Source organism: Maribacter aquivivus, assembly GCF_900142175.1.
Classification (GTDB): domain Bacteria; phylum Bacteroidota; class Bacteroidia; order Flavobacteriales; family Flavobacteriaceae; genus Maribacter; species Maribacter aquivivus.
Window position 1 is genome coordinate 594192 of sequence record NZ_FQZX01000001.1, and the last position, 15575, is coordinate 609766.

Annotated in this window: 11 protein-coding genes; 1 reads left to right on the forward strand and 10 read right to left on the reverse strand. The window is 33.5% G+C overall.

Annotated features, from left to right (window positions below):
- Positions 1–141: 141 nt before the first annotated feature.
- The 6 genes from pgi to uvrC form a co-directional block, all read right to left on the reverse strand.
- Positions 142–1779 (reverse strand): glucose-6-phosphate isomerase, encoded by a 1638-nt coding sequence (gene pgi / locus BUC31_RS02545; protein ID WP_073240963.1) that lies wholly within the window; start codon positions 1777–1779, stop codon positions 142–144.
- Positions 1766–3061, reverse strand: coding sequence for a peptidoglycan DD-metalloendopeptidase family protein (locus BUC31_RS02550; protein ID WP_073240965.1), 1296 nt, complete (start codon positions 3059–3061; stop codon positions 1766–1768). Before BUC31_RS02550 ends, pgi begins: the two co-directional genes overlap by 14 nt.
- A complete protein-coding gene (locus BUC31_RS02555; RefSeq protein WP_073240967.1) occupies positions 3061–4032 on the reverse strand; it encodes a tryptophan 2,3-dioxygenase family protein in 972 nt (323 codons plus the stop codon). Before BUC31_RS02555 ends, BUC31_RS02550 begins: the two co-directional genes overlap by 1 nt.
- Positions 4033–4039: 7 nt before the next feature.
- Positions 4040–4819, reverse strand: coding sequence for a DUF3108 domain-containing protein (locus BUC31_RS02560; RefSeq protein ID WP_073240969.1), 780 nt, complete (start codon positions 4817–4819; stop codon positions 4040–4042).
- 359 nt (positions 4820–5178) lie between these two features.
- Positions 5179–7470, reverse strand: coding sequence for a patatin-like phospholipase family protein (locus tag BUC31_RS02565; RefSeq protein ID WP_073240970.1), 2292 nt, complete (start codon positions 7468–7470; stop codon positions 5179–5181).
- Complete coding sequence (uvrC, locus tag BUC31_RS02570; RefSeq protein ID WP_073240971.1) at positions 7448–9241, reverse strand: excinuclease ABC subunit UvrC; 1794 nt, start codon at positions 9239–9241, stop codon at positions 7448–7450. Before uvrC ends, BUC31_RS02565 begins: the two co-directional genes overlap by 23 nt.
- Before the next feature lie 489 nt (positions 9242–9730).
- Here uvrC and BUC31_RS02575 point away from each other — a divergent pair, with 489 nt between their 5' ends.
- Positions 9731–10300 carry a 5-formyltetrahydrofolate cyclo-ligase gene (locus tag BUC31_RS02575; protein ID WP_073240973.1) on the forward strand — a complete coding sequence of 190 codons (570 nt, stop codon included), beginning with the start codon at positions 9731–9733 and terminating at the stop codon, positions 10298–10300.
- Here the strand turns inward: BUC31_RS02575 and BUC31_RS02580 are convergent.
- From BUC31_RS02580 to ileS, 4 genes are all read right to left on the reverse strand, one after another.
- Positions 10297–10950 (reverse strand): lipoprotein signal peptidase, encoded by a 654-nt coding sequence (locus BUC31_RS02580; RefSeq protein WP_073240975.1) that lies wholly within the window; start codon positions 10948–10950, stop codon positions 10297–10299. The two genes, BUC31_RS02575 and BUC31_RS02580, sit on opposite strands and share 4 nt — an antisense overlap.
- Positions 10951–10983: 33 nt before the next feature.
- On the reverse strand, positions 10984–11541 hold the full coding sequence (locus BUC31_RS02585) for a DUF4097 family beta strand repeat-containing protein (protein WP_084134927.1): 558 nt from the start codon (positions 11539–11541) through the stop codon (positions 10984–10986).
- Between the two features lie 102 nt (positions 11542–11643).
- Positions 11644–12027: a TraR/DksA family transcriptional regulator gene (locus tag BUC31_RS02590; protein ID WP_036157281.1), complete on the reverse strand. Its 384-nt coding sequence runs from the start codon at positions 12025–12027 to the stop codon at positions 11644–11646.
- Positions 12028–12030: 3 nt separating this feature from the next.
- Positions 12031–15429, reverse strand: coding sequence for an isoleucine--tRNA ligase (ileS, locus tag BUC31_RS02595; protein WP_073240980.1), 3399 nt, complete (start codon positions 15427–15429; stop codon positions 12031–12033).
- Between the last annotated feature and the right edge of the window lie 146 nt (positions 15430–15575).

Sequence of the window (15575 nt, forward strand, 5' to 3'; positions counted from 1 at the left end):
TGCTGCAAAAGTCAATTATTTTTAAACCTCCAACGTTAAGAGAACGTTAAATCAGCAAGACAAAAATACCTAAAAACCAAACACAATTTATGTGAAAATGAAATAGTTATCCATTTAATAGGAACTTTACAGTATTAAGAATTATTTCTTAAAATATTGCAAAAGTCTCAATGTAGAACTGTCGTGATCAGAAATATCTGAATTGTTAATATCATCTAGAATAGTACCAGCGAGCTGTTTTCCTAATTCTACACCCCATTGATCATAACTAAATATGTTCCAAATCACTCCTTGTACAAAAATCTTATGCTCATATAAAGCTATTAAAGAGCCTAAACTTTTTGGAGTCAGCTTATTCATTAAAATAGTATTAGTAGGTTTGTTACCCGCAAATACCTTGAACGAAGCTAGCTTATTAATTTCTGCTTCAGATAAATCTTTAGTCTTTAATTCTGCAACTACTTCTTCTTTAGTTTTACCATTCATTAAAGCCTCGGTCTGTGCGAAATAATTTGCCATCAATTTATTATGATGGTCCTTATCGCCATGTAAAGAATGTTTGAAACCAATAAAGTCTGTTGGTATTAATTTAGTACCCTGGTGTATTAACTGAAAAAAGGCATGCTGAGAATTTGTACCTGGTTCTCCCCAAATAATAGTTCCTGTTTCATAACCAACTTTATTACCAGCTCTATCTACACTTTTACCATTACTTTCCATTATACCCTGCTGTAAGTAGGCTGAAAATCTACTTAAATATTGTGCATAAGGAATTATTGCCTCTGTCTCTGCACCATAAAAGTTATTATACCAAACACTTATTAGTGCCATAACAACCGGAATGTTCTCTGAGAATTCGGTTTCCTTAAAATGTACATCGGTTTCATTGGCACCTTGTAACATTGCATCAAAGTTATCATAACCAACCGCCAAGGCAATTGTTAATCCAACAGCACTCCACAAAGAGAATCTACCACCTACCCAGTCCCACATTGGGAATACATTAGCAGCGTCTATACCGAATTCAGCAATTTTTTCACTATTAGTTGATACCGCAGCAAAGTGCTTTGCAATATCTTCTTGCGTACCATGATTCAAAAACCACTTCTTAATAGTAGTAGCGTTACTTAATGTTTCTTGTGTTGTAAAAGTTTTAGAAACTACAACGAACAACGTTGTCTCAGGATCTAATGTTTTTAAGATTTCATGAACATGATCACCATCTACATTACTAACAAAATGTATAGACAATTGGTTCTTATAAAATTTCAACGCTTCAGTTACCATTGCAGGACCTAGATCTGAACCGCCAATACCTATATTTACTACATCGGTAAATGCCTTACCGGTATATCCTTTTAATTCGCCATTGATTACAGAGTTGGTAAATTCTTTAATATGCTCTTTTACCTCATATATCTCTGGCATTACATTTTCACCATCAACCAAAACAACATCGTCCCTTTTAGCACGAAGTGCTGTATGCAAAACAGCTCTGCCTTCTGTTTCGTTGATTAGATCTCCACCAAAATAATCTTTTATAGCTCCTTTTAAATTTACCTCATCAGCCAATTTAAGCAACATCTGCATTGTCTCCTCTGATATTCTGTTTTTTGAATAATCAAAAAGGAAATCATTCCACTGTAATGTGAATTTTTCAGCTCTTTTTGCATCCGAAGAAAACAAACTTCTCAGATGCGTACCTTTAGTTTCTTCGTAATGAGCCGTTAATTTCTTCCAAATATCAGTTTGCTGTGGGTTTATTTTATTTAGTGCCATTTTCTTGATTAAGTGTTAGTAAATCCTCGTCTTCTTCTATTAAAACTTTAGGATAGATTATACAATCTAATTGTTCTTTATATGTTGCGATATACGCGAAGTATTCTTCTTTTAAGCTATCATGTAAAGGCTCTGCTTGCGGTAGTTCTTCTTGCAATGGATCCACTTGTTTACCATTTTTCCAAAAGCGATAGCACACATGTGGTCCACCTGTATTACCTGTCATACCAATCCATCCAATTACATCTCCCTGACGCACAAACTCACCCTTCTTTACCTTTTGAGCTTTCATGTGTAGATACTGTGTTGAATACGTACCATTATGTCTGATCTTAACATATTTACCATTACCGCCTCTTCTTGTAGACTCTACAACAGTACCATCTGCTGTAGCCATAATTGGTGTACCTATAGGCGCCGCATAATCTGTTCCTTTATGTGGTCGTAATTTATAACCGTAGTATTTTATTCTTCTTTTAAGATTGTACCTAGAAGATAATCTACCATACTCAACTGGCATTCTTAAAAACGTTCTCCTTAGGTTATTTGCATTCTCATCAAAGTAATCAACCAAACTTCTTAGCGAATCATTTTCATAAGCGAAGGCATATATAGGTTTGCCATTATGCTCAAAATATGCTGCTTCAATAGGCTCTGCACCTGCATATACCGTATCATTTATAAATTTCTCATTGTAGATGATCTTAAACTTATCGTTCTTTTGTAATCTAGAGAAATCAATTGTCCATGCATACACATTAGCTAGGTTATGCGTAACGTTATAATCTACACCCTGTTCTAATATAGCTTCTGACAAACTAGATTCTATTACTCCCGAAACTTCTCGCTGAACAAATTTAACCTTATTCTTATCCTTATATACATTAACACTATCGCGTAAATCTACAACGGTAAAGTTAATTGGATCGTTCTCATAAATAAATACCTGTGCTTGTGCTGTGGTATCTTTAGATTGCAAAATAGTGTATGGCTTACCTACACGAATTTTACGAACGTCAAAACTATCTTTAAAATTCTCTGAAATAGCCAGAACCTTTGGATAGTCTACTTTATTCTTCTGCATTAATTCACCAAAACTATCGCCATATTTAATAGTATCTAACTTAACATTGAATTCGTCTAAATTAAAACCAAATCTCTCATTTACTTGTGGCACTTCAGCAACCTTAACATTTTGAGCTACGTCTTTCTTCTCATTATCGGCGTCTTTGCATGATGCAATTACTATTAATGCCAATAATACTCCCCAATACTTCTGCATTATTCTACTCTTGATTTATCTGGATTTAACATATGGTCTACCCACTGCTTACCCCAATTATTTAATTCTTGTTCAGTGTATAATTCTGGAAAAAAAACGATTTTCTGAAAACTAGGCGGCAAATATTCTTTCCAATTTGTACCTCCTGTAGCTTCTATGTCACCAGTCTCTTTTCTTAAATACCTATGAGCAGACCCCATGTGCATTAGTTGCCAATTAATGTTGGCGTTTACATCTAATGTTTTCAAAGAAGCTACCAAAGTTTTATCTTCTCTCTGCTCTTTGGGTAAACTTAGGTATTTATGATATATTGTTGCGTTCTCTACCTGTTTTGCTATTCTTATTAGCCTAGGCGTATAACGATACTCGAACTGTTTTAAGGTCAAGGTTTTTTCGCCTGTATCTTTATCTGTAGCACCTTTTTTCCAATAGATATGTTCGTATAATTCTTCTATAGTAGATTCTGAAGAAAATTGAGCTCTTTCCGAAACATGAACTAAATTCTCTAAAGGTGTAGCATATAGTTCAATCATTCTAAACTGAGCAGACTGAAAACCACTTGCTGGCAGCAGTGCCATACGGTATTGCAAAAACTGCTCACGCTCCATACCCTTAATCATTACACTAAATGACGAAATAAGCACTTTGTAATAACTATTAACTCTTCTAACCTTTTCTATAAAAAAATCTAAGCTGTTACTTTTATCATCTACCAATTGTTTTTGCTCATGCAAAATCAATTTAAAATAAAGCTCGGTAATTTGATGATACATGATGAAAATCTCTTCATCAGGAAAATGTGTTCTTGGAACCTGTAGACTTAATAAAGTATCTAGATGAATATAATCCCAATAGGTAAGATAACGTTGGTGCAATAACCCATCTAAATAAGAGCTTAGATCTTGCCCTGAATCTTTATATTTTTCTTCTAACTTAGAGATTTGGGATTTAATCTTCTCTTTATCTTCCATTTGGGGTCTAATCCATTATAATTTTAAACTGATGCTTAAGACCATTATAACCATCTATATCTGCTTTTATAGCACCCACCGCTAAATCTGCTTTAATTCTTATAGGAATTCGATTGTCGTCATTCGACACCCATAATGATAAGCTTTCTTGCTCTTTAAATACACGCCCCGATTGTACCAAGGGTCTAAACTTCAAGCATTCTACTTTACCATATTTTGTATTTACAACTTCAACACCTAAATATTTAAGTTTAAAGTCGAAAATACCGTCATCGTCATAAAGCATTTTCAGGGTAATCGCTTTTCCTACTTCAAGGTCTTCCGTTTTATAGTTGTTCCTTAAAAAATAAAAAGCGGATATTAGATCCTGTATATTGTTCTCTAATGTAAAATTAAGCTTTTTCTTGTTTTTCTTATCATTAAGTTCTGCTTTAGATGTATTATGATCAAAGTTTATTTCTACATCTTTCTTATAACCACCTTCATTAATTTTACGAACGAACCTATATGGTTTGCCATCTTGTTTATCAAAATAACTTTCATAGGTATCATCTACCTTAAAAAACCAACTAGCTACACCCGTTGTTTCGCCATGACCAACTACATGATAAACAGATTTATCATCTATAGTCGCAGAATTTACCTGCAGCGTCGCATAACTTGCGTTTAAAAAACCATAATGCATTCTAAACTTCAACCACTCTCCTGTCTTAAAAGCCGACTGAGAACCTTGACCTTGGACACCAAAATATGTTAAGATAAGGGCGAATAAAAATAGTTTTTTCATAGTCCGTATTTTAATGTAAAAATAGTCATAGATAACTCTCTATAACTTTCATTACAATATCTTAAACAAAATTTATTCCAAAGTATTGTTGTATAAAAAAAGCCCAGCTTAAAAACTGGGCTTTTCCTAAATAACCAACCAAACTTTAAATTATGAAAAACCACTACTTAAAGTTGTAAGGGAACCACCCCTTAGCTGATGTAAATTTAAGGCACATTATTCTACCCACAGTACGGTTTAACTTACTTTAATGATAACCTTAACAGTTATTCACACTTCTAATAGATATTTAGGAAACTATTAAGAAAAGGAAGATATATTAAACCCTTTTTCTAGCTGCAATTTTAAATTAAACAATATTAAAACCAGTAGCCTACGCTTACAAAGAATTGAGACTTATCTATTTCTGGTGTCCACGAATACATGAGGTTCACCGGACCCAAAAATGACTCCAGACCATACCCTATTCCATAACCCGAGTATGTTGGCGCCTTAAACCAATCTCCTGTTCTAAAAAGATCATCATCAACATTTGCGAAATTTGCCGTGAACAAAGCATGGTTCTTTTTGGCAAATTCATAATCTAACCTCGCATATGCTTTTACGAAACTGTTACCAGGCAGACTTATAAAATCATACCCAACAAATGGAACAAAATTATTTATAAAATCTGTTCCATAACCACCAAGAAGAAAATCAAAAGAAGTAACGTTAGAAGTTCCCAATTTAAAACCACCTTCTGTTTCTATATTTATAGACAGCCTATTCACCAAAGGCATTGCCATACCTAAACGAGCTTTAGATATAGAAAAATCTTTAAAATTATTATTAAAATCTGATGACAATACATAATAATGCATATCACCGTTAAAATATAAGCCTCTAGACGGAAAATATTTATCGTCGTACGTATCTAATTTCAATGACCCAAAGGCACTTATAAAGTTACTCCTCTCAAAATATGTTCTACCATTACTAGATGTAGTACCTGGCGTAGTAACATCGGGTGTATCACCAAATGTTCTTGTACTGTATTGTAAATGCTTAAACTCCGCACCAAGTGTAAACGCAAACTCTTCTTTAACTACGGTTTGTATATACAGCTGGTTTGTAAAGTCAGAAACATTTAAATTAATTCTATTAAGTGTAGTTCCTGCGCCTACTTCAAAATTATCCTCTATTAAATCAAAATTAATTTCTTGCTCAAAATCATTGAATCTAGAATTAATTCCAAAACTCCAATAAGTACCTTTATCTATATAATATTCAAAGTTATATCTAATATTATCACCTAAAATAAAATCAAAGGAAGCGACATCGTCTTTTGACAGTATTCTCTTTTTTGTAATATTAATAAGCGCCCCACTTTTATACAAATCATCAAAATGAGCCCCTAACCTCAAAAACGAGGTATTTCTAGTTTCATCTAACGGAAGAATTAAATCTTCACCACCATTTAAATTATCAAGCAATTTATACTTGATTGTTCTAAAGTTACCTGTTGCAGATAAATTACTCATACCTTGTTGCAACTTTTTAAAGTTAATAGGCTCGTCTAAATTAAACCGCAACTTACCCTTTACATAACCTCTAGTATGAACAGTATTACCATCAATCAACAACCTATTGATCGTTAGCTTTTCATCTGGCTCAATTACAGAAATTGAATTTTTACTTTTTTCAAAACCTGTCGCCAGCTCTCTTAGTTCGTCAATTTTTAAATTAGCCGCATCTTCACCCGTTTTTACAATTTCACCTAACCTATTAAAATCTATTACAGAGTACTCTTCTATATTCGGCTTTATATAAATATCTGTCTTTTTAGACTTGATCTTCATATCTGCAACTGTACGGTAATTATTTATTTGTAATAATATTTCAGTTGCCGACAACAAGGCTTCCCTGTCAGATAAATCATGTTGAACATCTACGCCAATTATAATATCAGCGCCCATTGCCCTAACTTCATCTATAGGATAATTATTAACCACACCACCATCTATCAACACTTTATCATTAATGATCGTAGGCTCAAAAAGAGATGGCAATGTTCCACTTGCCAAAATAGCTTCTGGTAAATATCCTGAGTTTAAAATTACCTGTTTACCTGTTTCAATATCGGTCGCTATACATACAAACGGAGTTGGCAACATATTAAAATCATCTATATCTTTTACATGATATAATAGCCTAACAAACTCATTATATATATTCTGCCCGCCCGAAAATGCCGGAGGCACGGTAACTTTGAAATTCTTGAAGGGCAGCGTCAATGAGTAACGTTCAGAATCTTCCTTTTCATAAAAGGTTTTGGCACTTCTAGGAAGATTATCTTGAATTAACGAACCAATATTGGTTGTCTTAAAGATAGAATCTAATTCATTAGCAGTATAGCCCGCTGCGTATAAAGCACCTACAATAGCACCCATACTAGAACCGCCTATATAATCAATTTCAACACCTGCTTCTTCTATAATTTTTAAAGCACCTATATGCGCCATACCTTTTGCACCGCCGCCACTTAATACCAAACCAATTTTAGGCTTTTTCTTTTCCTCTTTATTTTGAGCAAACAAAGAGCCGACACTCAATAAAAGCACCGACAACAGTATTGGTATTCTACCTAAATTATTCTTTACGAAAAGATTCATATATCTTTTTTGCTTTTGATGCCCCTACCTCTTCACTTAGACTTTCTATAGAAGCTTCTTTGATGCGTTTTACCGATTTGAATTTCTTCAACAATTGCTGTGCTGTCTTTTCACCGACACCATCTATACCTTCTAATTCAGAATTAATAGCTCCTTTACTTCTTTTATTTCTATGAAACGTTATCCCGAATCTGTGGGCTTCATTTCGTAAATATTGAATTATTTTAAGACTCTCAGACTTCTTATCCAAATACAAAGGTATAGGGTCTTCTGGAAAGTAAATCTCCTCTAATCGTTTTGCAATACCAATAATAGCAATTTTACCACGCAACCCTAAAAGATCTAAACTTTTTAAAGCTGATGATAATTGACCCTTTCCACCATCAATAACAATTAACTGAGGCAATGGCTGCATTTCTTCTTGCAATCTTTTATACCTACGGTACACCACTTCTTCCATAGATGCAAAATCATCAGGACCAGTTACTGTCTTTATGTTATAATGTCTGTACTCTTTTTTTGACGGCTTTCCATCTCTAAAAACAACACATGCCGCCACAGGGTTGCTACCTTGAATATTACTGTTATCAAAACACTCAATATGCCTAGGCTCTGCAGATAACCTTATATCTTTTTTCATCTGCGCCATTATTCTATTAGTATGACGATCAGGATCAATTATTTTAATTTGGTTAAAACGTTCTTGCCTAAAGAATTTGGCATTACGTTCAGACAAATCTAGAATTCGCTTTTTATCTCCCAATTTCGGAACAGTTACTTTTAACCCTGGCGATACAGCTATATTAAAAGGTACGTAAAGTTCTTTTGAATCAGATTTAAATCGATCTCTAATTTCAACAATAGCCAATTCTAGCAAATCTTCATCTTTCTCTTCAAGTTTCTTCTTAATTTCCATAGTATGGGACCTTATTATTGACCCATGCGCCAACTGAAGAAAATTAACATACGCAAAAGCATTGTCTGATATTATACTGAATACATCTACATTACTGATCTTAGGGTTTACTATTGTCGTTTTAACCTGATAATTTTCTAAAACATCTATCTTATCTTTTATCTCTTGAGCTTCTTCAAACTTCATTTCTTCTGCCAGAGCTTTCATCTGGCTTTTAAAATAAGTGATCGATGATTTAAAATTTCCTTTTACAATTTCGCGTATATCATCTATTTGCCGATCATATTCTGTTATAGATTGATATCCTTCACACGGTCCTTTGCAATTGCCTAAATGATATTCTAAACACACCTTATATTTACCTGCATTAATTTTCTCGGCAGATAAATCATAATTGCATGTTCTTAATGGATACACACTTTTAATCAAATCTAAAAGCACACGCACTGTTTTCATACTAGTATACGGACCAAAATATTCAGAGCCATCTTTTATCACCCTTCTGGTCGGGAAAAATCTTGGAAATCGTTCATTTTTAAGACAAAGCCAAGGGTATGACTTATCATCCTTTAATAATACATTATACCTAGGTCTTAATTCTTTAATTAAATTATTTTCCAACAAAAGGGCATCTGACTCCGTTGGCACTACAATATGCTTAATAGACCGAATCTTTTTGACTAAAACACGAGTTTTACCATATTCATGATTCTTGTTGAAATAGGATGAAACTCGTTTCTTTAAATTCTTTGCCTTACCCACATATAATATACCGTCATTACTGTCGTAAAACTGATATACTCCCGGACCGGTAGGTAATGCACTTAGCTGTATGTTTATGGGAATTTCTGTCATAATTTGATACCACTAATTTAGTCTATAAAACTCATTTCGTATTACACCACATGAGTAAATTCTAATTACAATTCTTTTTAAGTGATTATGAATATGATATTTAATGGACCTATATTTTTACATCTAAATAATATTACCTTATTCATATTATGGTATTAATAATTTGAAATAATATACATATATTTAAATCTTTGATTTTCAAGCAATTAATTGTTTCTAAGTAACGTTATATGAATGAAACTGTTAATTTTTTTATAAAAAAGTGTATTTCAACGATAAAAAAGTGCCGTTTAAAGAGCTTGTATTAATTATTTTACCTATTTTTAACACAACAACAACAATTATTGGTTCATTTACAATACAAATATTATGGATAGTTATATCATCACTTTAGGAACTTACCTTATTTTAATGTTATTTTTTAAGGTATTTTTTGCTGTTGCAGGTAAAGAATAAATTGAAATATCAATATGTTAAAATCACTTCACGATGTTGAAGAAAGATTTACGCATAAAATATTTAAAATTACGTAGTTCCCTTACACCCTCTCAATTATCTTCTCAAAGTATAGCAATTGCGAATTCAGTTTTGCAATTGCCAATATGGAGCAATTCATATTTTCATATTTTTTTACCGATAGAACAAAAAGCTGAGATAAATACAGAAGGTATTATCTCAATACTTCTTGGTTTAGATAAAAATGTCATTGTTCCGAAAATTAAATCTTCTACACAATTAGAACATTTTCTACTTACCGACAACACAAAATTTACTACCAATAGCCTAAATATACCCGAACCCGTTGACGGCATTACTATTGAACCAAAAAAAATAGATGTTGTTTTTATTCCCCTTTTAGCTTTTGACAAGACAGGAAATAGAATAGGATATGGAAAAGGATATTATGATCGATTTCTCAGTGATTGTAAAGAGGATATCATAAAAATTGGACTATCTTTCTTTGAAGCAGAAGACTCAATAGATGATGTTGACGCTACAGATATACCTCTCGATTATTGCGTAACACCTAATAAAACCTATTCTTTTAAAACGCCTTAATCTTGTAGGCTTTCTACTTCTTGTGCTGACGTCTCTTCTTCTTTGTTAAATGCTCTTTTATTAAAAACCAGTAATATGCCCACACCTGTACTAATTGCAGTATCGGCAATATTAAAAACTGGCTCAAAGAATCTAAAATTCTGTCCGCCTACCATAGGCATCCACGTTGGCCAAGTAGAATCTACCATTGGAAAGTATAACATATCTACCACCTTACCATAAAATAACTTACCATAAGGTTCATCAGAAAATAAGGTTGCTACTTCATTATAGCTTTCATTAAAAATAGCACCATAAAAAACGGAGTCCAAAATATTACCTAACGCCCCGGCAAAAATTAATGAAACCGCCCAAATTAAGGTATTCGAGGCTTTTTTCTTAATGACATCAAAAAGCCAATATCCTATACCAAAAATGGCAAATAATCTAAATACCGTTAAAACTAATTTTCCGATATTATCCGAAATAGGTAATACATCACTTAATTTTGCACCCCAAGCAGCACCTTCATTTTCAATAAAAAGTATTTTAAACCAGTTAAATACCTCAACAGACTCTCCCAAAACGAAATGGGTCTTTATATAAATCTTACTCCATTGATCAATAATTAATATCAATAGAATAAACAGTACAGATTTTTTAATGTTCATGGGCTTTCATCAATGAGCGCAAAAATATAAATATTATTCGGTTTTAATGAGATCTATATTTCCTGTAACAGTTTCTAATGTAAAAGTAGAATTTCCTTTTGGTATGAGATTCGCAGAAACCTCACCGTACTTACTTGTAGCACTTATAGCAGCTGCTGCAGAATAAACCTTAATATTACCACTTTGAGATTTTATTTTAGCTTCTGCCTCTATATTATTTAATATGCATGTACCGTCTGATAATGATACATGCAGTTCATTATACCCCCCATCTAAAACCACCCTAGTATTGGTACCATAGATTTCTAGATTTTTATAAGAAGGGATTCTTAGTTTCAATAAAATTGAAACTACTTTATGAGCACTTAGTTTATCATTAGGATTTTCGAAATTTGGAGTAAAGCCTGTTTCAACAATAATCGTAGAACCATTAGTTGAAACCTCTAAATCTAAGTCTTGACTATATTCACCCTCCATTTCTGCTATGATACTAATTTCATTACTCTTACTTGTTTGTACCTCAACAGCAAAACAGTTAGTAGCATCAACCTGTATTAAACTAATATGTTCTGCTAAAATATTTTCATACATTTTCTTTTGAGCACTGAGCCCAATAGAAAATAAAATCACGAAATATAATAGGGAAACTTTCAAAATAAAAGCTATTAAAAAACGCCCCTAAAGGCGTTTTAATTATGACTGCATATTTTTAGCTTCAATACTTAATGTAGCATGTGGCACAAGTTTTAACCGCTCTTTATTAATTAGTTTACCTGTTACACGACATATACCAAAGGTCTTATTTTCTATACGTAACATCGCATTCTTAAGGTCTCTAATAAACTTTTCTTGCCTAATAGCCAATTGCGTATTTGCCTCTTTACTCATAGTTTCTGACCCTTCTTCAAATGCTTTGAAGGTAGGCGACGTATCATCGGTACCATTATTACCATCGTTCATATAAGCACTTTTCAAGAGCTCTAAATGGCTTTTTGCCTTTTCTATCTTCTCTTCAATCAATACTTTGAATTCTGCCAAATCTTTGTCAGAATACCTTACTTTTAAATCTTCTGCCATCTTTTAATGTTTTTCAATAAACAATTTAGTGTTCACCTCGTCAAAAGCAATTTCTACACCTTTGTCCAATTTTTCTACAAAATTTAACTCCGCCGTTAAAGTCTCTGTTTTAATATACTCTACATTATTTTTTACAGCAACTTCAACAAAACCGTCTTTTAATACTTCAATTGCAATTTTATCTGTAACCTCAAAACCAGAATCTTTTCTAATATTCTGAATTCTGTTGACCAACTCTCTTGCAATTCCTTCATTTCTCAACTCTTCATTAATTGTTACATCTAAGGCAACAGTTAATTTACCAGAGGTCGCTACCATCCAACCTTCAATATCTTGAGAAGAGATTTCTACATCCTGTAACTGTAAAGTAATACTTTTATTTTCTAATTGGATTGTTAATTCGCCATCCTGCTCAATTTTTTGGATGTCATTCTGATCAAAACCATTGACAACTTGAGCAATTTGCTTCATTTCTTTACCGAATTTTGGACCTAACGTCTTGAAATTAGGCTTAATACGTTTTACTAATATTCCTGATGCATCATCTAGCAGTTGAATTTCCTTAACGTTAACTTCAGATTTTATTAATTCTGACACTGCTTCAATTTCTTCCCTGTCTTTATTATCCAATACAGGAATCATTATTTTCTGCAACGGCTGACGCACTTTTATCTTTTCTTTCTGACGAATTGATAACACCAAAGAAGAAATAATTTGCGCTTTCTGCATTTTAACTTCTAAACTCTTATCAATAAGTGACTCATCTGCAACTGGAAAATCTGCCAAATGCACACTTTCAAAACCATCTTTTACGGTAGCTTTATTCAAATCTAAATACAATTGATCCATAAAAAATGGTGCAATTGGTGCTGATAATTTTGCAACAATATCTAAACATGTGTATAAAGTTTGGTATGCCGCAATTTTATCTTGAGCATATTCTCCTTTCCAGAAACGTCTTCTACACAAACGAACATACCAGTTACTTAGATTCTCTTGAACAAAATCTGATATAGCTCTTGCAGCACGTGTTGGTTCATACTCGTCATAAGCCGTGTCTACAGTTTTAATCAATGAATTTAATTCTGATAAAATCCAACGGTCTATCTCTGTACGTTCAGTCATCGGTACATCTGCTTCGGCATAAGTAAACTTATCTAAATTAGCATACAAGCTAAAAAAGGAATAGGTATTATATAAGGTGCCAAAGAACTTACGCTTTACCTCAGCGATACCTTCAGTATCGAACTTCAGGTTATCCCAAGGGTTGGCATTACTAATCATATACCACCTTGTAGCATCTGCACCATGCTCATTCATAGTTTCAAAAGGATCTACAGCATTACCTAATCGCTTAGACATTTTCTTACCTTCTTTATCAAGAACAAGTCCGTTAGAAACAACATTTTTATACGCAACTGAATCGAATACCATAGTTGCAATTGCATGCAAGGTATAGAACCAACCTCGTGTTTGATCAACACCTTCTGCTATAAAATCTGCAGGAAATGTCTTTCCTTCATCTATCAACTCTTTATTTTCAAATGGGTAATGCCACTGGGCGTAAGGCATAGAACCACTATCAAACCAAACATCGATTAGATCACTTTCACGCTTCATTGGTTTGCCAGATGAAGACACTAATGCAATCTGATCAACAATATTCTTATGTAAATCTATTTTATCGTAGTTCGCATCAGACATATCATCAACTACAAAATCTGCATAGATATCTTTTTCTAATACCCCCGCTTCAACTGCTTTGGCCATTTCTGACTTTAGCTCTGCTACAGATCCTATTATTATTTCTTCCTTACCATCTTCTGTTCTCCAAATTGGTAATGGAATACCCCAATAACGTGATCTAGAAAGATTCCAGTCATTTGCATTCGCCAACCAATTACCAAATCTACCTTCACCAGTTGCTTTTGGCTTCCAGTTAATAGTTTGGTTCAATTCAAACATTCTATCTTTTACATCGGTCACTTTAATGAACCAAGAATCTAATGGGTAATATAATATTGGTTTATCTGTACGCCAGCAGTTTGGGTAACTGTGCACATACTTTTCTACCTTAAAGGCTTTATTTTCTTCTTTCAGCTTAATGGCAATTTCAACATCTATAGAACGTTCTGGCGCTTCACCATCTTCATAATATTCGTTCTTAACATACTTACCACCCAATTCTTTTAACTCTGGCCTAAACCTACCTTGCAAGTCAACTAAAGGAACCAAGTTTGCATTTTCATCTAATACTAACATTGGTGGTATTTCTGGCACCGCCTGCTTTGCAACAAGGGCATCATCTGCACCAAAAGTAGGTGCGGTATGTACGATACCTGTACCATCTTCGGTAGTCACAAAATCACCTGCAATTATTCTGAAAGCATTTTCCGCATTTTCATAAGGAAGTACATAATCCATTAACTGCTCATAACGAACACCTAATAAATCTTTTCCCTTAAACTCTTTTACAACATAGAAAGGAATTTTTTTGTCACCAGACTTGTATTCTAATAACTCAGCCTTCTCTGATACTTCTTTGAACTTACCTGAGAATTGTTTGCCTACCAAATTCTTGGCAAGTACAACATTCATAGGCTCAAAAGTGTATTGATTGTAAGATTCAACTAATACATAATCAATTTTAGAACCTACAGTCAATGCTGTATTCGAAGGTAATGTCCAAGGGGTAGTTGTCCAAGCTAAAAAGTAAACTGTGCCTTCGTTCTGTAAGAAATCTGGCAATGTTTCTTCTACAGCTTTAAACTGAGCTGTTACCGTAGTATCAGTCACATCCTGGTAGGTACCTGGCTGATTTAGCTCATGAGAGCTTAACCCAGTTCCTGCTTTTGGTGAATATGGCTGTATGGTATAACCCTTATATATTAAATCCTTTGAATATATCTGTTTTAACAACCACCAAACAGTTTCCATGTATTTGGACTTATAGGTAATGTACGGATCCTCCATATCTACCCAATACCCAACTTGTTTGGTCATCGAATTCCAAACATCGGTATATCTCATTACCGCTTTTTTACAAGCAGCATTATATTCTTCTACAGAAATTTTAACTCCGATATCCTCTTTCGTAATACCCAGTTCTTTCTCAACACCTAATTCAATAGGAAGACCATGAGTGTCCCATCCAGCCTTACGCTTTACTTGAAAACCTTTCATGGTTTTATACCTTGGGAAGATATCTTTAATGGTTCTAGCCATTACATGATGAATACCCGGCATACCGTTTGCCGATGGCGGACCTTCATAGAATACATAACTATCTTTACCCTCACGAGTAGATATACTTTTTTCAAAAATGGCATTCTTTGACCAGTAGTCAAGTATTTCTTCTGCGACCTTTGGTAAATTCAATCCTTGATATTCTGTGAACTTCATACAAAATGCTTATAGTACTGGGTTTAAAAGGCTGCAAAATTATAAAATTTTGATCAAAAAGGAGTGTATTGAGTGTACTGAAATACCTATAAACCATGTATTAATGTATTTATTTGGGTCTAAAACATCCAAAAGTTAAATTTCTA